Below are 20805 nucleotides of genomic sequence, written 5' to 3'. Positions count from 1 at the left end.
TGGCCGGTCCCCCGAGGGGACGGCGATGCTTGCCGGTTCGACCGGCAAGCACATCGCCTGGGCGGGCCGGCTAGGGAGCGGCCCGGCGCTCGGCCCGCAAGCAACCCCGGTGGAAGATGACGCTGGGGTGATCAAGCCGCCCATCATCAACTTCTCGACGATCCAGTCCGTCGTCGAGATCACGGCCACCCTGGCCTTCGCGTTGTCCGGCCTGCTGGCCGGCGCGCGCAAGCATCTCGACGTCGTTGGCCTGTGCATCGTCGCAGGCCTGTCGGCCTTTGGCGGCGGCACGCTGCGCGATGTGCTGCTGGACCGCCGGCCCTTCTTCTGGGTCGAGCATGCGGACTGGCTGTGGGCGCTGATGGCACTGTCCTTCGCCGCCATGCTCTTCCTGCGCCGGCGCCACCTGGCGCTGACGGAGAAGGCCATCCAGTGGCCCGATGCACTGGGGCTGGGCCTGTTCACGGCCAACGGCGCCTTGATCGCGCTGGACATGGGCCAGCCGCCCATCGTCGCGGTGCTGATGGGCGTCATCACGGCCACCTTTGGCGGCGTGCTGCGCGATATCGTCTGCAACGAGATCCCCGCCGCCTTCCACGACCACCGGCCCTATGCGCTGTGCAGCTTCGTCGGCGGCTGGGTGCTCGTCGCGGCCGTGCGGCTGGACGCGCCGCAGTGGGCCGTCATCAGCGCAGCGGCCGCGACAGCGGTGCTGCTGCGCGGCCTGGCCCTGTGGACGGGCTGGACGCTGCCGGCCTGGCGCATCAACGCGAAGCGCTGATAACGACGAGCACTTCACGATGAATGCGCACGCCCTTCAACTCGAAGCCTGCCCTCGCTGCAACTTGGCCACTCGCGTCAGTCACAAACTCTTGCTGATCAACCCAGCCGACGACCACCCCCACGCGTCGCCATCGATCTGGCGGCACGGTTGCGCCTGCGAGGGCTTTTCCGTCGACGACCTGAAGCCCGAATTTGCCCACCAGGGGCCCTTCATCCAAGGCATGTATTGCGAGACCTGTTCGGTCGGCTACGTTCCCGAGTTCATGGCCAAGCCGGCACCGCCCATGTACAAGGCGGATCCTGAAGGCTGGCGGCGCGTCTTCCCGGACGGTACGCTGGGTCCACTGCTGAATCGCATCGCCGACGACCCTGAGTCGCAGCGCTGATGCTTGCGACTTGAAGCCGCTGCTCCAGCTCCCCAATGCAAGGCGGACACCCTGCGCAGTTGCGCGAGGCGTCCGCCGGATCGGGCTTGAAGCCCGACTCGACCGGTTTACCAGCCGATCGTGTACGTCACCGTCGTCGGCGCCGTCGTGTGCAACGACGGGCTGAAGTCGCCCACGTCGTCATACGCAAAGCCGTAGGCCTTCTTGTTGATGCTGTGGTCATGCCAGAACTTGGCGTACCAGTTGCCCAGCTGGCCGGCCGGGTAGTGCGCGGTCTGCACATACCAGTTGGCCGGCTGCTCCATCACGTGGCGGTTCAGCGCAGCGCAGATCTGGGCCTGGATCTGCAGCTGCGTCCCCGTGTTGGTCGGGTTGCCGCTCGCGTCCGCCAGCAGGCCGGCGCCCAGCAGCACCATGGCCGTGTCGGGCTTGCCGTTGATGTAGAAGGTGCCCGCCGGAGAGCCACCGGTGAAGGTGAAGCGGTCACCGCTGACACGGCCGCGGAAGGTGCCCAGGTTCTGCAGCGTGAAGACCAGGTCTTCGTTGCGGTAGCGGGCCCAGACGGCGTCGATATAGGGCTGCAGATAGTTGGCGTTGGCCTGGCCGGGTTTGAAGGTGCCGTGGGCCGGGGCCATGATGCGGTAGGGCGAGTACGGCGCCTGCGCCAGGGGCTTGAACTGCGCCGGCACTTCGGCGATGAACTTGCTGAAGAGCTGGTCACGCGTTTCGGCCAAGGCCTCGCCCACGGTCTGGTCGTAGCCACCCAGGCCCTGGACGCGCAGCTTCAGCGGGAAGCCGAAGTGATCGACACGCGTCGTGTTGATGAAGATGCCCTGATCCGGCTGGCCCAGCGGGATGATGGCCATCTCGCCGAAATCGAAGTAGACGTCGATGTTGGGGTCGGTGGGGTTCTCGATGTTGGCGCCGGCATAGCCGATGTTGCCATTGCCGTCGACGACGACCTTGATGTACATCGGCGAGCCCACCGACATCAGGATGCGGGCCGAGTTCAGCGCCGGGATGGTGATGGAGCGGGTGTTGCTGAGCTTGTGGAAGTAGTTGGTGTAGGTCACGCCGCCCTTGGTCAGCGCGCCGTTGTCGGCGGTGGACATGGGGATGAAGTTTCCCGCGGCGTCCACGCGCACGAACTTGCCGGTGGCCCAGTCCTTGCCAATGATGGCCCAGTAGACCTGGTCATCGGGCCAGCGGCCGCCGGTCTGGTTGACGATGTTGAAGGTCGTGCGGCCGTTCCAGGCACCCGTGTTGGTGCTGGTACCGACGCGGTAGGACGAGGTCAGGTCGTTGAAGCCGCGGTTGACGAGATTGGGCTCGTTGGCCGTCAGCACCAACGAAGCGCCGCCGTAGCTGATGTCGTTGAACAGCGTGGCCTGGTAGCCGGCCTGCACCTTGACGGACGACACGCGGTCGTTCCAGGCGGCGCCGATCCAGCTCGAATCCGCGCTCGCGCAGAAGCTGTCGCCGGTGTAGTTGATGTCGGCGTAGAAGCAGACCGGCCCGCTCGCCACCGGGGGCGTGCCGACGGTGTAGCTGAACTTGGGCGTGTCGTAGGCCGGCGTGCCGTTGTTGTAGGTGAACCAGTAGCCGATCACGTTGCCGGTGGCGACGGTGACCTTCTGCTCATGGCGGCCATTGGCGGCCGTCATGCGGATGTTCTGCTGCGGGCCGTTGTTGACCGTGTAGTGGGCGTCGACCCAGGTGGTCGACACATTGGATTTGAACCAGATCGTGGCCGTGGTGCCGCTGACTTCGACACCCTGTGTGTAGTCCTGGGCCAGGGCCGAGGTGGTGCCGAGCAGGCCAAGGCCCAGCAACCAGCAAACGCCGAGCAGGCGCAAGCAACGCAAAACAAGATTCACCTTTGTCTCCTTGCCCGCTCGTCGTGGGGATCGGCGGGTCGTTCGGGGTCCCAACGCTGGGAGGGGCGGCATGGCCCTTCCCTGGCCGGTGTCTCGACTGCGAAGACCTACTGCGCGCCCCGGCATGCAGCCGCTCCCGGAGTCAGGTCGCTATTCAAAAGCGCATTGAAAGCGCTTTCAAATTTGCGTCGCATCCTCCTGGGAGAGGCGAGAAAGCGGTTTCATGGAAAACCCGTGCGAGACGTTTTCATGAGTCGCCCGCTTCAGGGACAGGAAACCCACCAAAGGAAACGGCCGCCCGAGGGCGGCCGTCGCATCAGGTGGCAGACCACGTGGTCAGTGGGACTCGCTCATTCCTTGATCGCTGACAGCACCTGCGCCAGCGCCTGTTTCGCCACGGATTCGCACAGGCTGTTCATGCCCTGGAAGGCATTGGCCGAATAGTCGCTGGCGACGTATTCCTTGCCGCGAAAGCTCAGCCTGGTGGCCAGCTTGTCCTTGCCCGCAAAGATGCCCAGCATGACGCGTGCAGCCGGGGGGCGCTGGCGGTATTCCTTGATGACGACCTCGGCACTCTCGACGGGAGCGACGCTGTACCCCTTGGACGTCGCTTGCGCTTCGTAGGTCTGCTCGATCAGCGGGCCGACCTTGGGGTTCTGCTCGCAGTCGCCGCAGTCCCAACGCACGGCCAAGCGGGGCAGCACCTTGGCGTCACTCGCCGAAGCGGGCCTTGCCGCTGGCTCGGCCGCAGCCGCCACCGGGGCCTCCGTAGGCTGGGGCGGCTGGGCCTCCTGGGCGGTGGCCTGGAGGCTGAGCAGGAGGGTGGCGCTGTAGACGAGGATGGCGCTGGGCTTCAAGGGCATCTGCAGATCGATGAAAACGGTTGGGGGCCGCGATGGTAGCGACGAACCTCTGCGCCTGGGCCTAGGGTTGGTGGGCTCCATCCCACCAAGAAGAACGGCCGCCCACAGGCGGCCGTCGTGGCAAACCAGGCGCCGCGTCAGTTCAGCGTCAGGCGCGCCCGCGCTGCCGCGTACTCGCGCTTGAGCCGCGCCACCAGCTCCGCAGCCGGCAGCACCTCGCGCACCGCGCCGATGCCCTGGCCGCTGCCCCAGATTTCCTTCCAGGCCTTGGCCGCGCTGCCGCCGAAGTTCATGGCGCTCGGGTCGCTCTCGGGCAGCTTGTCCGGATCCATGCCGGCAGCAATGATGGAGCCGCGCAGGTAGTTGCCATGCACGCCGGTGAAGAGATTGCTGTAGACGATGTCGTCGCTGTTGCTGGCCACGATCATCTGTTTGTAGGCGTCGGTCGCGCGGGCCTCGTCGGTGGCGATGAAGGCCGAGCCGATATAGGCCAGGTCGGCGCCCATGGCCTGGGCGGCCAGGATGGCGTCGCCGGTGGCCATCGAGCCCGACAGCGCCAGCGGGCCGTCGAACCATTCGCGGATCTCGTGGATCAGCGCAAACGGGCTCTTCACGCCAGCATGGCCACCCGCCCCCGCCGCCACCGCGATAAGGCCGTCGGCGCCCTTCTCGATGGCCTTCCTGGCGAACTTGTTGTTGATGATGTCGTGCAGCACGATGCCGCCCCAGGCATGCACGGCGTTGTTCACGTCTTCACGAGCACCCAGGCTCGTGATGATGATGGGCACCTTGTACTTGGCGCAGACCTGCATGTCGTGCTCCAGGCGCTCATTGCTCTTGTGCACGATCTGGTTGATGGCAAACGGCGCGGCTGGCTGGTCCGGATTGGTGCGGTTGTAGGCCGCCAGCGTCTCGGTGATCTCGGCCAGCCACTCGTCGAGCAACTCGGCCGGCCGCGCGTTGAGCGCCGGCATGGAGCCGACGATGCCGGCCTTGCACTGCTCGATGACGAGTTTGGGGTTGCTGATGATGAACAGCGGCGAGCCGATGGCGGGCAGCGGCAGGTTCTTCAGGATGGGAGGCAGGGCCAAGTTGGACTCCGTCAGAAAGCTTCGAGGCTGAGTTCCGTCACGCTGTCGGCGCCATCAATGATGGCGGCACGCAGTGAGCTGGTACGCGGCAGGATGTGTTCGGCATAGAAGCGCGCGGTCACGATCTTGGCGGCCATGAATTCCTTGTCAGTCGCCAAGGCGTCTTCCGCCACCATCAAAGCGCGGGCCAGTTGCCAGCCAGCGACGAGGTTGCCCGCCAGCATCAGATAGGGCACCGAGCCGGCATAGGCCGCATTCGGATTGCTCTTGGCCGAGCCGGCGATGAAGTCGACCACGGCGAGGAAATCCTCACGCGAGGCGCGCAGGGCCTTCAGCACAGCGCGAGCGGCGACGCTGTCGCGCTTGGCCAGTTCGCCTTCCGTCACTTCAATCTGGCCGGCCACGGCGCGGGCCAGTTGGCCACCATCGCGCGCCGTCTTGCGGCCCACGAGGTCATTGGCCTGGATGGCCGTCGTGCCTTCGTAGATGGTCAGGATCTTGGCGTCGCGGTAGTACTGCGCCGCACCGGTCTCTTCGATGAAGCCCATGCCGCCATGCACCTGCACGCCCAGCGAAGTGACCTCCAGGCTCATCTCGGTGCTGTAGCCCTTCACCAGCGGCACCATGAAGTCGTAGAAGGCCTGGTTCTGCTTGCAGGCCTCCGGGTCGGGATGGTGATGGGCCGCATCGAAGGCCGCTGCGGCCGTGCTCGCCATCGCGCGGCAGCCCTCGGTCAGCGCGCGCATCGTCATCAGCATGCGGCGCACGTCGGGGTGGTGAATGATGGCAGCGCTGCCAGCCACCGAACCGTCCACCGGGCGCGACTGCACGCGGTCCTTCGCATAGCCCACGGCCTTCTGATACGCGCGGTCGGCGATCGCAATGCCCTGCAGGCCCACGCCGTAACGGGCCGCGTTCATCATGATGAACATGTACTCCAGGCCGCGGTTCTCCTGGCCGATCAGCGTGCCCACGGCGCCGCCGTGATCGCCGAACTGCAGCACCGCCGTCGGGCTGGCCTTGATGCCCATCTTGTGCTCGATGGACACGCAGTGCGCATCGTTGCGGGCGCCCAGCGCGCCGTCGGCATTGACGAGGAACTTCGGCACGAGGAACAGGCTGATGCCCTTCACGCCCTCGGGCGCGCCGACGACGCGGGCCAGCACGAGGTGGACGATGTTCTCGGCCATGTCGTGCTCACCGTAGGTGATGAAGATCTTGGTGCCGAAGATCTTGTAGGTGCCATCGCCCACTGGCTCGGCGCGCGTGCGCACCAGCGCCAGGTCGGAGCCCGCCTGCGGCTCGGTCAGGTTCATCGTGCCGGTCCACGAGCCGTCCAGCAGCTTGGGGATGTAGACGGCGCGCTGCTCGTCGCTGCCCGCGGTCAGCAGCGCCTCGACGGCGCCATCGGTCAGCAGCGGGCACAGCGCAAAGCTCATGTTGGCCGACTGCAGCATCTCGTTGCAGGCCGCCGCAATCGTCTTGGGTGCGCCCTGGCCGCCGAATTCGGTCGGATGGACCAAACCCTGCCAGCCGCCCTCCGCGTAGGCACGGAAGGCCTGCTTGAAGCCGGGTGTCGTCGTGACCACGCCGTCCTTCCAGCTCGACGGGTTCTTGTCACCCTCGAAGTTCAGCGGCGCGATGACGTCCTGCGTCAGCTTGGCGCATTCCTCCAGCACGGCGGCGGCCGTGTCCAGGCCGAAGTCCTCAAAGGCAGGGACTTGTTTCGTTAGGGTCTCCAGACCGGCGAGGTGCTGGATGTTGAAGAGCATGTCCTTGATGGGGGCGCGGTAACTCATTGGTTACTCCTGAAAGAGGCAAAAAGGGCGCCGCGACAGACGAAGTCGGGGCGCCCGGAGTGCGGTGGCGCGTGGATTTACAGCGCGGCGACGAGTTCCGGCACGGCCGTGAACAGGTCAGCTTCCAGGCCGTAGTCGGCCACCGAGAAGATCGGTGCTTCCGGGTCCTTGTTGATCGCGACGATGACCTTGGAGTCCTTCATGCCGGCCAGATGCTGGATGGCGCCCGAGATGCCGCAAGCCACGTAGAGCTGGGGGGCGACGATCTTTCCGGTCTGGCCCACCTGCCAGTCGTTGGGCGCGTAGCCCGCGTCAACGGCGGCGCGCGAAGCGCCGAGGGCCGCGCCGAGCTTGTCAGCCAGCGGGGTCAGCACTTCCATGAACTTGTCGTTCGAGCCCAGCGCGCGGCCACCTGACACGATGATCTTGGCGGCGGTCAGCTCGGGGCGGTCGCTCTTGGTCACCTCACGGCCGACAAAGCTGCTCTTGCCGCTGTCGGCGGCGGCGGCCACGGTTTCGACGGCAGCCGAACCACCGGATGCAGCGGCCGGGTCGAAGCCCGTCGTGCGAACGGTCAGCACCTTGGTCGCATCGCTGCTCTGCACGGTGGCGATGGCGTTACCGGCGTAGATCGGGCGCTCGAAGGTGTCGGCACTGATGACCTTGGTCACGTCGCTCAGCTGAGCCACGTCCAGCAGCGCGGCAACGCGGGGTGCGACGTTCTTGCCCGCAGCGGTGGCGGGGAACAGCAGGTGGCTGTAGCCAGACGCCAGCGCGATGACTTGCGCGGCGACGTTCTCGGCCAGGCCTTCGGACAGCGCGGCCGAGTCGGCGTGCAGCACCTTGGTGACGCCGGCGATCTGGGCGGCAGCGGCGGCGGCGGCGGCGGCGTTGTGGCCGGCCACCAGCACATGCACTTCGCCGCCCGTGGCAGCGGCAGCAGTGACGGTGTTCAGCGTGGCGCCCTTGATGTGGGCGTTGTCGTGTTCGGCAATAACCAGGGCAGTCATCAGATCACCTTCGCTTCGTTCTTCAGTTTGTTCACCAGGGCAGCCACGTCAGCCACCTTCACGCCAGCGCCACGCTTTGGCGGCTCGCTGACCTTGAGCGTCTTGATGCGCGGCGTCACGTCCACACCCAGGTCGGCCGGCTTGACGATGTCAAGCTGCTTCTTCTTGGCCTTCATGATGTTGGGCAGCGTCACGTAACGCGGCTCGTTCAGGCGCAGGTCGGTCGTGATGACGGCCGGCAGGGTCAGTGATACGGTCTCGAGGCCGCCGTCGACTTCGCGCGTGACGGAGACCTTGTCGCCCGCCACCTCCACCTTGGACGCGAAAGTGCCTTGCGGCATGCCGGTCAGCGCGGCCAGCATCTGGCCGGTCTGGTTGCAATCATCATCGATGGCCTGCTTGCCCAGGATGACCAGGCTCGGGCCCTCCTTGTCGACCAGCGCCTTCAGCAGCTTGGCGACGGCCAGCGGCTGCAGTTCGAGGTCGGCGGGCACTTCCACCAGGATGGCGCGGTCGGCGCCGATGGCCATGGCCGTGCGCAGCGTCTCCTGGCACTGCGTGACGCCGCAGGACACGGCGATCACCTCGGTGATGACGCCCTTCTCCTTCAGGCGCACGGCCTCTTCGACGGCGATCTCGTCGAAGGGATTCATCGACATCTTCACATTGGCAATGTCGACGCCCGTGCCGTCGCTCTTGACGCGCACCTTGACGTTGTAGTCGACGACGCGTTTGACAGGAACCAAGACCTTCATCGAAAACTCCAGCTCGAATTGACGTAAACGTTAACCAGATTCTACGGGCGCTCTTCGGGAGAGCTGCGCTTAAAAAAGCACGATCGTTCGATTCTAGCCAGACGCCGGACAGCGCTGGGGGAACTCTTTTTGGGGAGGCCTCTCGAATCGCGAAGCTAGACTGCTCGCGCCCATGCAGATCGATCCCTCCCCGAGCCGAGAAATCGGCATCTTCGACTCCGGTGTCGGCGGCTTCACGGTGCTGCGCGAACTGCGCACGCTGCTGCCCACCGCGCGCCTGCGCTACCTGGCCGACACCGCCTACGCGCCCTATGGCGGGCGTAGCGCCGAAGACATCCGCGCGCGCAGCATCGCAATCACGGAGCACCTGATCGAGCGAGGCGCCGAGATGATCGTCGTGGCCTGCAACACCGCCACAGCGCACGCCATCGAGGCCTTGCGGGCGCGCTGGCCCGCTCTGCCCTTTGTCGGCACCGAGCCTGGCATCAAGCCAGCCGTCGCGGCGACGCGCAATGGCCGAATCGGCCTGCTTGCCACGCCAGCCACGGCAGCCAGCGCACGGTTGCGCGCGCTGATCGAGCGCCACGCTGGCGACCGCGAAGTGGTCGTGCAAGGCTGTGCCGGTGTCGTGGACCGGATTGAAGCCGGCGACCTCGACAGCGCCGAACTGCGCGCACTCGTGGCACGCTATTGCGAGCCGCTGCGTGCTGCCAGCGTCGACACGGCCTTGCTGGGTTGCACCCACTACCCGCTGATCGAGCCGCTGTGGCAGGCGGCCCTGGGTCCGAACGTCGAACTGCTGCGGATCGAGACCGCCGTCGCGCGCCGCACAGCAGCGCTGTGGGCACCCATGCCGGCGGATCAACCCGCACTGGACATCGAGACCAGCGGCGACCCGATCGCCTTGGGCAGTTGGATCGAGCGCGTGCTGGGCTGGCGCGGATTGAGCATCCGGGCGTGGCAGCCCGAAAACAGAAACGGCCAGCAGGCGCTGACCGTTTAGGAGAAAGGTTGGTGCGCGGGACGGGACTTGAACCCGTACGTCCCTTTCGAGACGGCGGATTTTAAGTCCGCTGCGTTTACCGATTTCGCCACCCGCGCGGCGAGCGGATTATCCAGGCCGCAGAAAAGAAAACGGGAGATCCGACTGATCGAATCTCCCGTGAATTGGAGCGGGTAACGAGGCTCGAACTCGTGACCTCAACCTTGGCAAGGTTGCGCTCTACCAACTGAGCTACACCCGCGCATTTCATTCAGCCTTGCAGCTGAACATCGGTGCGACCGATTTTTTGGAGCGGGTAACGAGGCTCGAACTCGTGACCTCAACCTTGGCAAGGTTGCGCTCTACCAACTGAGCTACACCCGCATGGTGCTTTTTTGGAGGCGCGATCCGGAGTCGAACCGGACTAACCGGATTTGCAATCCGGGGCATAACCGCTTTGCTATCGCGCCGCCGTAAACCCAAGCCAGAGTCGTTTGGTGCGACCCTGACGGAAAAGGGAAGCCTGGGCTTCCCTTTCGGAAAATCTTGGAGCGGGATAAGAGGCTCGAACTCTCGACCTATACCTTGGCAAGGTATCGCTCTACCAACTGAGCTAATCCCGCTTTGTTTCCTTCATTTCTCTAGTCAGTCAGCTATGCAGCTGCCTATCTAGCGAAGCTGGCATTGTAATCCAATTTTTGGTCGGATGACAAGCCAGTCGCACTCAGTGCGGCACCACCGTGCTCTTGGCCGCGGCCTCTTCCGGCTTGGCGGCCGCAACGGCCACCTCTTCGTCGGGCAACGGCGTTGGCATGGCTTCCAGGGCGACTTCGAGTACGCGTTCGATCCATCGGACCGGCACGATCTCGAGCTGGTTCTTCACGTTTTCGGGGATGTCCTGCAGGTCCTTGACGTTGTCTTCCGGAATCATCACGGTCTTGATACCACCACGGTGAGCGGCGAGCAGCTTTTCTTTCAGGCCACCGATGGCGGTGACTTCGCCGCGCAATGTGATTTCGCCAGTCATCGCGACATCGGCACGCACCGGGATGCCGGTCAGTGCAGACACGAAGGCAGTGGTCATCGCGGCACCCGCGCTCGGGCCGTCCTTGGGCGTTGCGCCGTCGGGCACGTGGACGTGCACGTCGCGCTTCTCGAAGACCTCGTCCTTGATGCCCAGGCGACGGGCGCGCGAACGCACCACCGTGCGAGCAGCCTCGACGGACTCCTTCATCACGTCACCCAGCGAACCGGTGCGGATGATGTTGCCCTTGCCGGGCATCGCGGTGGCTTCGATGGTCAGCAGATCGCCGCCCACTTCGGTCCACGCGAGACCGACCACCTGGCCGACCTGGTTCTTCTTCTCGGCACGACCGAAGTCGTACTTGCGCACACCGAGGAAGTCGTTGAGGTTGTCCTCGGTGACGGTGACCTTGCCTTCGTAGGTCTTGAGCTGGATGCCCTTGACCACCTTGCGGCAGATCTTGGACATCTCGCGTTCAAGCGAACGCACACCGGCTTCACGCGTGTAGTAGCGGATGATCCCGCGCACGGCGGACTCGGTGACATCCAGCTCCTCGTCCAGCACGCCGTTGTTCTTGCGTTGCTTGGGCAGCAGGTAGGTCTGCGCGATGTTGACCTTCTCGTCCTCGGTGTAACCCGACAGGCGGATGACTTCCATGCGGTCCAGCAGGGCCGGCGGGATGTTCATCGAGTTGGACGTGGCCACGAACATCACATCCGACAGGTCGAAATCGACCTCGATGTAGTGGTCGCCGAAGGTGTGGTTCTGCTCCGGGTCCAGGACTTCCAGCAGCGCCGAGGACGGATCGCCGCGGAAGTCCATGCCCAGCTTGTCGATCTCGTCGAGCAGGAACAGCGGATTGCGCGTGCCAACCTTGGTCAGCGACTGCAGCACCTTGCCCGGCATGGAGCCGATGTAGGTGCGACGGTGGCCGCGGATCTCGGCTTCATCGCGCACGCCGCCCAGCGCCATGCGGATGAACTTGCGGCCGGTGGCGCGTGCCACGCTCTGGCCGAGCGAGGTCTTGCCGACGCCCGGAGGGCCGACCAGGCACAAGATGGGCGCCTTGACCTTCTCGACGCGCTGCTGCACCGCGAGATATTCAAGGATGCGGTCCTTGACCTTCTCGAGGCCGTAGTGGTCTTCGTTGAGCACGTCCTCGGCGTTCTTGAGGTCGTGCTTGATCTTGGTCTTCTTGCTCCAGGGCAGGTTGACCAGCGTGTCGATGTAGTTGCGCACCACCGTCGCTTCGGCGGACATGGGCGACATCAGCTTGAGCTTCTTCAGCTCGGCGTCGGCCTTCTTGCGCGCTTCCTTGGGCATGCGGGCCGCGAGGATCTTCTTCTCGAGCTCCTCCATGTCGGCGCCTTCTTCGCCGTCGCCGAGCTCCTTCTGGATGGCCTTGACCTGCTCGTTCAGGTAGTACTCGCGCTGGCTCTTCTCCATCTGGCGCTTGACGCGGCCGCGGATGCGCTTTTCGACCTGCAGGATGTCGACCTCGTGCTCGAGCAGGTCGAGCAGCTTTTCCAGGCGCTTGGCCACTTCGGCCAGGTCCAGCACGGCCTGTTTGGCGTCGAGCTTGAGCGGCAGGTGGGCGGCGATGGTGTCGGCCAGACGACCCGGATCATCGATGCCGCCGATGGACGTGAGGATCTCGGGCGGGATCTTCTTGTTGAGCTTGACGTACTGGTCGAACTGCTGAGTGACGGCGCGGCGCAGGGCCTCGACTTCAGGCGCATGCTCGGTCTCGGGCGGAATGGGCGTGACTTCAGCAACGAAGTGCTCACCCGGCTCGGTGATGGACAGGGTCGTAGCGCGCTGCAGGCCTTCGACCAGCACCTTCACGGTGCCATCGGGCAGCTTGAGCATCTGCAGGATGCTGGAGACGCAGCCGACCTCGAACATGTCTTCGGGCTTGGGCTCGTCCTTGCCGGCGGCCTTCTGGGCCACGAGCATGATCTGGCGGCCCGCTTCCATCGCGGCTTCCAGCGCCTTGATGGACTTGGGCCGGCCCACGAACAGCGGGATGACCATGTGCGGGAAGACGACGACATCGCGCAGCGGCAGCAGCGGCAGCGTGATGGGGTCGGCGGGGAGGATGGGATGTCCGGACATGAAGACCTCTCTTTCTCAGGTCGATGTGCGGCCTGAGGGGGCGATTGCAAGTTGAGGGCTTAGTAGGGGCTCAGGCGCTGGCCTTTTGCTCGCGGTAGACCAGCAAGGGACGTGCCGACGTGTCCTCGATGTTGTGCTCGTCGAGCACAACCTTTTCGACGCCATCGAGCGCGGGCAGGTCAAACATGGTGTCGATCAGCGACTGCTCCATGATGGAACGCAGGCCGCGGGCGCCGGTCTTGCGCGCAAGGGCCTTGCGAGCAATGGCAACAAGCGCCGGCTTGCGGATTTCGAGTTCGACACCGTCCATCTGGAACAGCTGCTGGTATTGCTTGAGCAGCGCGTTCTTGGGCTCGGTCAGGATCTGCACCAGGGCGTCTTCGGTCAGCTCGCCAAGTGTGGCGACCACGGGTAGGCGGCCGACCAGTTCGGGGATGAGGCCGAACTTGATGATGTCCTCGGGCTCGCACTCGCGGAACACCTCAGAAACACGGCGTTCGCTCTTGCTCTTCACCGTCGCGCCGAAGCCGATGCCGGACTTCTCGCTGCGGTTCTGGATGACCTTCTCCAGGCCGTCGAAAGCACCGCCGCAGATGAACAGGATGTTGGTCGTGTCGATCTGCAGGAAGTCCTGGTTCGGGTGCTTGCGGCCACCTTGCGGCGGCACAGAAGCCATCGTGCCTTCGACGAGCTTGAGCAGCGCCTGCTGCACGCCTTCGCCGGAGACGTCCCGCGTGATGGAAGGGTTATCGGCCTTGCGCGAGATCTTGTCGATCTCGTCGATGTAGACGATGCCGCGCTGCGCCCGCTCGACGTCGTAATTGCAGTTCTGCAACAGCTTCTGGATGATGTTCTCGACGTCCTCGCCGACGTAACCGGCCTCGGTCAGCGTCGTCGCATCGGCGATCACGAAGGGCACGTTCAGGAGGCGCGCCAACGTCTGCGCCAACAGCGTCTTGCCGGAGCCCGTGGGGCCGATCAGCAGGATGTTGCTCTTGGACAGCTCGACCGAATCCTTGGTCGACGCCATGTGGCGCAGGCGCTTGTAATGGTTGTAGACGGCCACAGCGAGGGTGCGCTTGGCGACGTCCTGGCCGATGACGTACTGGTCGAGGCTGGACTTGATCTCGCTCGGCACGGGCAGGTCGGACTTGCCAGCACGGGCAGCGGGGGCCGGCGCCGGGATCTCGTCACGGACGATGTCGTTGCACAGCTCGATGCATTCGTCGCAGATGAAGACCGACGGACCGGCGATCAGCTTCTTGACTTCATGCTGGCTCTTGCCACAGAACGAGCAGTACAAAACTTTTTCGCTGGAGGTGCCTTTTTTGTCGGCCATGGGTCTGCTCGGGGATGCCAGTGGACAGGCGGGTGCCTGAAATGATGATAGTCCAAACGATCTCGGGGCCCTCGTAGGGATAAGGGCCCCGATTTCACCGCGAATCCGGGGGCCAGTTACGGCCCCTCACAACTCAGGGCCGGTGTTCCAGCACCTGGTCGATCAGGCCGTAGTTCTGAGCCTCGGCAGCGGACATGAAATAGTCGCGCTCGGTGTCCGACTGGATTTTCTCCAGGGTCTGGCCGGTGCGCTCGGCCAGGATGCGATTCAAGGTGTCGCGAGTCTTCAAGATTTCACGCGCATGGATTTCAATATCCGTAGCCTGGCCCTGAGCGCCGCCCAGCGGCTGGTGAATCATCACTTTGGCATTGGGCAGGGAGAAGCGCTTGCCCTTGGCGCCGGCCGCAAGCAGGAAGGCGCCCATGCTGGCCGCCATGCCCATGCACAGCGTCGACACCTCCGGCTTGATGAAGTTCATCGTGTCGTAGATGGACATGCCGGCCGACACGCTACCGCCCGGGCTGTTGATGTAGAGCGAGATCTCCTTGTCGGGGTTTTCGCTTTCCAGGAACAGCAATTGGGCCACGACGATGTTGGCGACCGCGTCGTTGACGGGCCCTACCAGGAAGACGATGCGCTCGCGCAGCAGGCGCGAGTAGATGTCGTAGGCGCGCTCGCCGCGACCCGACGTTTCGATGACCATGGGCACGAGGCCCAGATTGCTGGTTTCGAGAGCGCTCATTCAGATCCTTGAAAACTAAACCGGTAACAGCCGTTATGGGGGCAGATTATGGCGATGCAAGTAAAAAGGCGCCGGCCTTGCGGCACGGCGCCTTCGTGAGGCCAGGACTCTTCAGTTGCCGGTGGCCATCAGCTCGTCAAAAGGCAGAGCCTTGTCGGTCACCTTGGCGGTGGAAAGGACGAAGTCGGTGACATTGTTCTCGACGACGACGGCCTCGACCTCGGCCATGCGCTCGCGGTCGCCCAGGTACCAGCGCATGACTTCGGCGGGCTTCTCGTAGCTTTGCGACAGCTCTTCGATGTGGGCTTGCAGTTGGGCAGGCTTGGCATGCAGGTTGTTGGCGCGCACCAACTCGGAAACCACCAGGCCCAGGCGCACGCGGCGCTCGGCCTGCGGCTTGAAGATGTCGGTGGGGATCTCGGCCTTGTCGGCATCCTTGACGCCGCGCTTCTTCAGGTCTTCACGGGCCTGCTCGACCATGCGCGCCGCTTCGCCCTGCACCAGGGCATTCGGCACTTCCAGCTCGGAGGCCGCGACCAAGGCGTCCATGACGGCACCCTTGTTGCGCGCCAGCACGCGGAACTTCACTTCGCGCTCGAGGTTCTTCTTGATGTCGGCACGCAGGCCTTCAACCGTCGCGTCCTTGATGCCCAGGGACTTGGCGAATGCCTCGTTCACTTCAGGCAGGTGCTGGGCTTCGATCTTCTTGACCGTGACGAGGAAGTCAGCTTCCTTGCCCGCCACGTCCTTGCCGTGATAGTCCTCGGGGAACTGCAGCGGGAAGGTCTTGCTCTCGCCCGACTTCATGCCGCGCACGGCGGCGTCGAACTGCTCCAGCATCTGGCCTTCGCCGATCAGGAACTGAAAACCCTCGGCCTTGCCGCCGGCGAAGGGCTCGCCGTCGATCTTGCCTTCGAAGTCGATAGTGACGCGGTCCCCAACCTGGGCCACGTCGGCCGCCGGGCGCTGGGCGAAGCTGCGGCGCTGCTTGCGCAGGATCTCGATGGTCTTGTCGATGGCTTCATCGGTCACGTCGCTGGTGACGCGTTCGACTTCCGCAGCCGCCAGATCACCGATCTTGACTTCAGGGTAGATCTCGAAGGTCGCGTCAAAGGCCATCTGGCCTTCAGGCGCTTCGTTCTTCTGCTCGATGCGCGGCGCGCCAGCGACGCGCAGCTGGGCCTCGTTGGCGGCGTTGTTGAAGGCGGCACCGAGCTTGTCGTTGACGACTTCGTACTGCACCGAGTAGCCATAGCGCTGGGCGACGACGTTCATCGGCACCTTGCCGGGACGGAAGCCGTCGGCCTTGACGGTGCGGGCCAGCTTTTTCAGGCGGGCTTCGACTTCGCTGTTGATCTCAGCGGCCGCGACGTGCAAGGTGATGCGACGTTCCAGCTTTTCCAGGGTTTCGACGGTGACGGCCATGATGGACTCGGGAGAACGGTTGTTGACAGTGGTGCGCGGGGCCGGACTCGAACCGGCACGCCCGTGAAGGCGTCAGGACCTAAACCTGGTGCGTCTACCAATTTCGCCACCCGCGCAACGGGTTGGTTCTGATTGGGTTGCTCAAGAGCAACCCCGTAGGCGATTCGGCAAACCGGCAATTGTAGCGATCCTGCGTGGCTTGCCCGCCGCCCCGGTCCACGGGGCGGCAAAACCCTGACGAAAAGGCTTGCGCCTCGTCAGGCCTGGCCAGGAATTTCGCTGTCAACGAAGCGGCTGTGCAGCCGGCTGTGCTCCTCAGGGCGCATGACGCGAAAGACCACGGAATACATCGCCGGCAGCGCGAGCAGTGTCAACGCAGTTGCGACGATGAGCCCGCCCATGATGGCCACGGCCATCGGCCCCCAGAAGACGCTGCGCGACAACGGAATCATGGCCAGCACCGCCGCGGCGGCCGTCAGCACGATAGGACGGAAACGCCGCACAGCCGACTCCACGACGGCCGACCAATCCGGCACACCTCGGGCACGGTCCTGCTCGATCTGGTCGATGAGGATCACGGAATTTCTGATGATCATCCCGAACAGTGCGATCACGCCCAGCAAGGCGACAAAGCCAAACGGTCGGTTCAGCACCAACAGCGCGAACGCAACGCCGGCGATACCGAAGAAGCCCGTCAGGAATGCCAGTGCCGCGCGGACGAAGCTGTGCAGCTGGAGCATCAGCAGCGTCAGCATGATGAAGAGCGCGATCGGCACGCCCGCGCCGATTGAGCCTGTGCCCTTGCTGCTTTCCTCCACGGCACCCGCGATCTGGATGCCGTAGCCGACCGGCATCTTCTTCTGCAGTTCGTCGAGCTGGGGCCAGACCTCCTTGGTCACCGTTGCGCCCTGCAGGCCCTCGGCGACGTCGCCCTGCACCGTGACGGCGTAGAGACGGCCCTCGCGCCACATGACGCCAGGCTCCCAGTCGAACTCGACCTTGGCGATCTGCGTCAGCGGAATGGAGCGGCCGGTGCTGGTCGGCACATAGGCGTTGGCGATGTCGGTGATGACGGCGCGCTCGTCCAGCGGTTGGCGCAGCACGATGTCGACCAGCTTGTCCGCTTCACGGTACTGGCCGATGACGCTGCCCGACAGCAGGGTGCGCGCCGACTGCGCCAGGCTCTGGCTCGTGACGCCCAGCGCCCTCGCTTTGTCCTGGTCGACCTTGAGGCGCAGCATCTTGACGTTTTCGTTCCAGTTGTCATTGACGCCGCGCATATTGGGGCTGGTGCGCAGGATGTCCTTGGCCTTGTCGGCCCAGTCGCGCACGATCTTGGGGTCGGCACCGGTGACGCGGAACTGCACCGGGTAGGGCACCGGCGGGCCATTGGGCAGCAGCTTGACGCGGCCGCGCGCCTCCGGGAACTCCTCGGCCAGCACGGCCGGCAGGCGCTTGCGCAACTCCTCGCGGGCCGTCAGGTCCTTGGGCAGCAATATGGACTGCGTGACGTTGGCCTGCGGGAAGATCTGGTCCAGCGGCAGGTAGAAACGCGGCACACCGGAGCCGATCCAGCTCGTCACGCTGGCGATGCCCGGCTCCTTGAGCATGCGCGCCTCGAAGCGCTTCGCGAGAAGCTCCGTCTCCTGGATGGTCGAACCCTCGGGCAGCCAGAGGTCGACGAGCACCTCGGGGCGGCTCGAATCGGGGAAGAACTGCTGCTGCACCTTGCCCATGCCGAAGATCCCGAGCGCGAACACGAGCAGCGTGATGGCGATGGTCTTCCAGCGGTTCTCCACGCACCAGCGCACCACACCGCGGAAGCGGTTGTAGAAGGGCGTGTCGAAGAGCTCGTGCACTTCGCCGTCCGCCGCCGGCTTGCTCTTCAGCAGCAAGGCGCCGAGATAGGGCACGAAATAGACCGAGACGACCCAGGAGATGATCAGCGACGCGGCCGTCACCGCAAAGATCGCGAAGGTGTATTCACCCACCGTCGACTTGGCCAAACCGATGGGCAGGAAGCCCACCGCCGTGATCAGCGTGCCGGTCAGCATGGGCATGGCCGTCACGTCGTAGGCGAAAGTGGCGGCGTGCATCTTGTCGTAGCCCTCTTCGAGCTTGCGCACCATCATCTCGACGGCAATGATGGCGTCGTCCACCAGCAGCCCTAACGCGATGATCAGCGACCCGAGCGAGATCTTGTGCAGGCCGACACCCCAATAGAACATCGTCGTGAAGGTGATGGCCAGCACCAGCGGGATGGTGATGCCGACGACAAGGCCGGGCCAGATGTCGATGCGCAGCGGCTTGGTGTGCAGGCCCAGCGAGATGAAGCTGACCGCCAGCACGATGACGACAGCCTCGATGAGCACATGCACGAACTCGCCCACCGAGGTCGTGACGGCCTTGGGCTGGTCCTGCACCTGCTCGAGCTGGATGCCGGCCGGCAGTTCGCGCTCGATGCCCTTGAGCGCGATGTTCAGCGCCTTGCCCATCGCGATGATGTCGCCTCCCTTGGCCATGGACACGCCCAGGGCCAACACTTCCTTGCCCTGGTGGCGCACCTTGGTGGCTGGCGGGTCGACGTACTCGCGCTTGATGGTGGCGATGTCGCCCAGGCGCATCTGGCTGGCCACGCCCGTCTGCGGGTTGATGGCACGGATGGGCACCTCGGCCAGGGCCTGGGCCGTCGTGAACTGACCCTGCACCCGCACCTGGAAGTTGGCGCTGCCGGCGTTCAGCACCCCTGCACCCTCGACGGCGTTCTGCGTGCCGATCTGGTTGATGACCTGGCTGAAATCCAGGCCCAGCTGGGCCAGGCGCTTTTGCGAAATCTCGATGAAGACCTTCTCGGGCTGCACGCCAAAGATCTCGACTTTGGCCACGTCCTTGACCTGCAGCAGGGCCTGGCGCACGCGGTCGGCGTGCTCACGCAGCTCCTCGCGGCTGAAGCCGTCGGCCGACAGCGCATAGATGGAGCCGTAAACGTCGCCGAACTCGTCATTGAACACGGGGCCCAACACACCCGCGGGCAGCGAGCTGCGCATGTCGCCGATCTTCTTGCGCGTCTGGTACCAGAGGTCGGCGACTTCCTTGGGCGGCGTGTTGTCCTTGACCTGGAAGACCGTCAGCGACTCGCCGGGCTTGGTGTACGAGCGGATCTTGTCCGCGTGGTTCACCTCCTGCAGCGTCTTCTCGATCTTGTCGGTGACCTGGTCGGCCATCTGCTGGGCCGTGGCGCCCGGCCAGAAGGCCTGGATGACCATGGCGCGGAAGGTGAACGGCGGGTCCTCGTCCTGGCCTAGCTGGAAATAGGCCACGAAGCCCATCAGCATCAGCACCACCATCAAGTAGCGCGTCAGGGCCGGATGCTCCAGCGCCCAGCGCGAGACATTGAAGCCGCCGACGCGGAGTTCCTTGGTGATCGGGGAATTCATGTGCGCCCCGGCTCAGCGTGAGGCCGCAGGGGCTGCCGGCGCATTCACGGTGCGCGGCGGCACATAGCGCTTGACCTTCTGGCCCGGGTTCAGCACATGCACACCCGCGACGACGACCTCCTGGCCAGCCGTCAACCCGCCGGCGATGACAACATCGTTGCCTTCGGCGCCCCCGATCTGCACCGCCACCGGTTTGACCGTCATCGACGCGCCATCCAGCACCCACACCGAGCTTTTGCCGCTTTGCTGCAGCACGGCCGCGAGGGGCAGCTTGATGACGCCGGCCATCTGCGGCAGCTCCAGCACGACGGTGGCGGACTGGCCCAGCCTGACGTCCAGCTTGCCGGCGTCGGCCTTGATGAGGAAGGTGCGCGTGACCGGATCGGCCGCGGCAGACACCTCGCGCAGCGTCAGCGGGTAGGTCTTGTCGGCGCCCCAGAGGCGTACCTTCAGCGCACCGGCCACACCGGCGGCGGCTTTCACGCGGGCGACCTGATCCTCGGGCACTGAAAAGACGAGGTCACGCGGGCCATCCAGCGCCACGCTCACGACCGGCGTGCCGGCCGCAAGCACCTGGCCGGGCTCGGCGTTGACGCCGGTCACGACGCCGGCGCCATCGGCCGTCAGCTGGGCGTAGCCGGACTGGTTGCCCTGCACATCGGACTGCGCCTTGGCCTGCTCCAGCTGCGCCTGCGCCGCCTTGAAAGCCGAATCGCGTCGCTCCAGTTCGGCCGCGCTGATGAAGCCCTGGCGCTGCAGGTCGACGAAGCGCTTGTAGTCCGCGCCGGCCTGGTCGCGGTTGGTGCGCGCGGCCATGACGGCAGCACTCGCGGCAGCCTCAGCCAGCCTGAGGTCCTGGGCGTCGATGCGGGCCAGCACCTGGCCCGGCTTGACCGTGTCGCCCAGATTCACCGCCCGGCTCAGCAGCTTGCCGCTGACACGGAAAGACAGGCGTGATTCGACTCGCGCCTTCACCTCGGCCGCATACTCATGACTGGCACTGGCCGCGCCCGCGCTGACGAGTTGTGTACGCACCGCGCGTTCCGGCTCGGGAGCGGCGGGCTGCTTGCCACAACCTGACAACAGTGCAAAAAGCAGCGCTGCCGACAGCAGGGGCGGAGCGAGACGCAGAAGATGGGGCATGCAGACCTCGGCAGATGGAACGGCCGGCCTAAAA

The 20805-nt window shown here is 65.0% G+C and carries 15 protein-coding genes and 6 tRNA genes; 3 read left to right on the top strand and 18 right to left on the bottom strand.

From position 1 onward, the window contains the following. The first annotated feature begins 25 nt into the window (after nt 1-25). Both ACXJKM_RS00865 and ACXJKM_RS00860 read left to right on the top strand, forming a co-directional pair. A complete protein-coding gene (locus ACXJKM_RS00865) occupies nt 26-781 on the top strand; it encodes a trimeric intracellular cation channel family protein (protein ID WP_457349644.1) in 756 nt (251 codons plus the stop codon). A gap of 64 nt (nt 782-845) precedes the next feature. Next, nucleotides 846-1169 carry a hypothetical protein gene (locus ACXJKM_RS00860; protein ID WP_457349642.1) on the top strand — a complete coding sequence of 108 codons (324 nt, stop codon included), beginning with the start codon at nt 846-848 and terminating at the stop codon, nt 1167-1169. Between the two features lie 107 nt (nt 1170-1276). On the opposite strand, the gene ACXJKM_RS00855 is transcribed toward ACXJKM_RS00860, so the two are convergent. The 6 genes from ACXJKM_RS00855 to ACXJKM_RS00830 form a co-directional block, all read right to left on the bottom strand. After that, the gene (locus ACXJKM_RS00855) at nt 1277-3046 is read right to left on the bottom strand and encodes a beta-1,3-glucanase family protein (RefSeq protein WP_457349640.1); all 1770 of its coding nucleotides are present in this window, start codon (nt 3044-3046) and stop codon (nt 1277-1279) included. Between the two features lie 350 nt (nt 3047-3396). After that, nucleotides 3397-3909, bottom strand: coding sequence for a hypothetical protein (locus ACXJKM_RS00850; protein WP_457349638.1), 513 nt, complete (start codon nt 3907-3909; stop codon nt 3397-3399). A gap of 137 nt (nt 3910-4046) precedes the next feature. After that, nucleotides 4047-5000 (bottom strand): NAD(P)H-dependent flavin oxidoreductase, encoded by a 954-nt coding sequence (locus ACXJKM_RS00845; protein WP_457349636.1) that lies wholly within the window; start codon nt 4998-5000, stop codon nt 4047-4049. An 11-nt stretch (nt 5001-5011) separates the two neighbouring features. Further along, nucleotides 5012-6799 carry an acyl-CoA dehydrogenase gene (locus tag ACXJKM_RS00840; protein WP_457349634.1) on the bottom strand — a complete coding sequence of 596 codons (1788 nt, stop codon included), beginning with the start codon at nt 6797-6799 and terminating at the stop codon, nt 5012-5014. A gap of 77 nt (nt 6800-6876) precedes the next feature. Further along, nucleotides 6877-7809, bottom strand: coding sequence for an electron transfer flavoprotein subunit alpha/FixB family protein (locus ACXJKM_RS00835; protein WP_457349632.1), 933 nt, complete (start codon nt 7807-7809; stop codon nt 6877-6879). Continuing rightward, entirely contained in the window at nt 7809-8564 is a 756-nt protein-coding gene (locus tag ACXJKM_RS00830; protein WP_056198235.1) for an electron transfer flavoprotein subunit beta/FixA family protein, read from the bottom strand. The genes ACXJKM_RS00835 and ACXJKM_RS00830 overlap by 1 nt, the downstream gene beginning before the upstream one ends. Before the next feature lie 172 nt (nt 8565-8736). Between ACXJKM_RS00830 and murI the strand changes: the two genes are divergently transcribed. Further along, nucleotides 8737-9567, top strand: coding sequence for a glutamate racemase (gene murI / locus ACXJKM_RS00825; protein WP_457349630.1), 831 nt, complete (start codon nt 8737-8739; stop codon nt 9565-9567). Between the two features lie 9 nt (nt 9568-9576). On the opposite strand, the gene ACXJKM_RS00820 is transcribed toward murI, so the two are convergent. From ACXJKM_RS00820 to ACXJKM_RS00765, 12 genes are all read right to left on the bottom strand, one after another. After that, nucleotides 9577-9665 (bottom strand) — tRNA-Leu (locus tag ACXJKM_RS00820). A 67-nt stretch (nt 9666-9732) separates the two neighbouring features. Beyond that, nucleotides 9733-9808: transfer RNA gene (locus ACXJKM_RS00815), tRNA-Gly, on the bottom strand. Between the two features lie 46 nt (nt 9809-9854). Next, nucleotides 9855-9930 (bottom strand) — tRNA-Gly (locus tag ACXJKM_RS00810). A gap of 12 nt (nt 9931-9942) precedes the next feature. Next, a tRNA-Cys gene (locus ACXJKM_RS00805) sits at nt 9943-10016 on the bottom strand. Nucleotides 10017-10093: 77 nt separating this feature from the next. Further along, a tRNA-Gly gene (locus ACXJKM_RS00800) sits at nt 10094-10169 on the bottom strand. 101 nt (nt 10170-10270) lie between these two features. After that, a complete protein-coding gene (lon, locus tag ACXJKM_RS00795; RefSeq protein ID WP_056198238.1) occupies nt 10271-12685 on the bottom strand; it encodes an endopeptidase La in 2415 nt (804 codons plus the stop codon). A 70-nt stretch (nt 12686-12755) separates the two neighbouring features. Then, the gene (clpX, locus tag ACXJKM_RS00790; RefSeq protein ID WP_056198240.1) at nt 12756-14024 is read right to left on the bottom strand and encodes an ATP-dependent Clp protease ATP-binding subunit ClpX; all 1269 of its coding nucleotides are present in this window, start codon (nt 14022-14024) and stop codon (nt 12756-12758) included. Nucleotides 14025-14157: 133 nt separating this feature from the next. Then, a complete protein-coding gene (gene clpP / locus ACXJKM_RS00785) occupies nt 14158-14766 on the bottom strand; it encodes an ATP-dependent Clp endopeptidase proteolytic subunit ClpP (protein ID WP_056198242.1) in 609 nt (202 codons plus the stop codon). Nucleotides 14767-14877: 111 nt separating this feature from the next. After that, the gene (tig, locus tag ACXJKM_RS00780; RefSeq protein WP_056198245.1) at nt 14878-16191 is read right to left on the bottom strand and encodes a trigger factor; all 1314 of its coding nucleotides are present in this window, start codon (nt 16189-16191) and stop codon (nt 14878-14880) included. A 29-nt stretch (nt 16192-16220) separates the two neighbouring features. Next, nucleotides 16221-16307 (bottom strand) — tRNA-Leu (locus tag ACXJKM_RS00775). Between the two features lie 141 nt (nt 16308-16448). Next, on the bottom strand, nt 16449-19628 hold the full coding sequence (locus ACXJKM_RS00770; RefSeq protein WP_056198250.1) for an efflux RND transporter permease subunit: 3180 nt from the start codon (nt 19626-19628) through the stop codon (nt 16449-16451). 12 nt (nt 19629-19640) lie between these two features. Then, entirely contained in the window at nt 19641-20771 is a 1131-nt protein-coding gene (locus ACXJKM_RS00765) for an efflux RND transporter periplasmic adaptor subunit (protein WP_056198252.1), read from the bottom strand. Nucleotides 20772-20805 lie beyond the last annotated feature (34 nt).

The sequence above is a fragment of the Roseateles sp. P5_D6 genome, from assembly GCF_054049415.1.
Note: the sequence above shows the minus strand (reverse complement) of the source record. Positions and strands in the feature narration are given on the sequence as shown.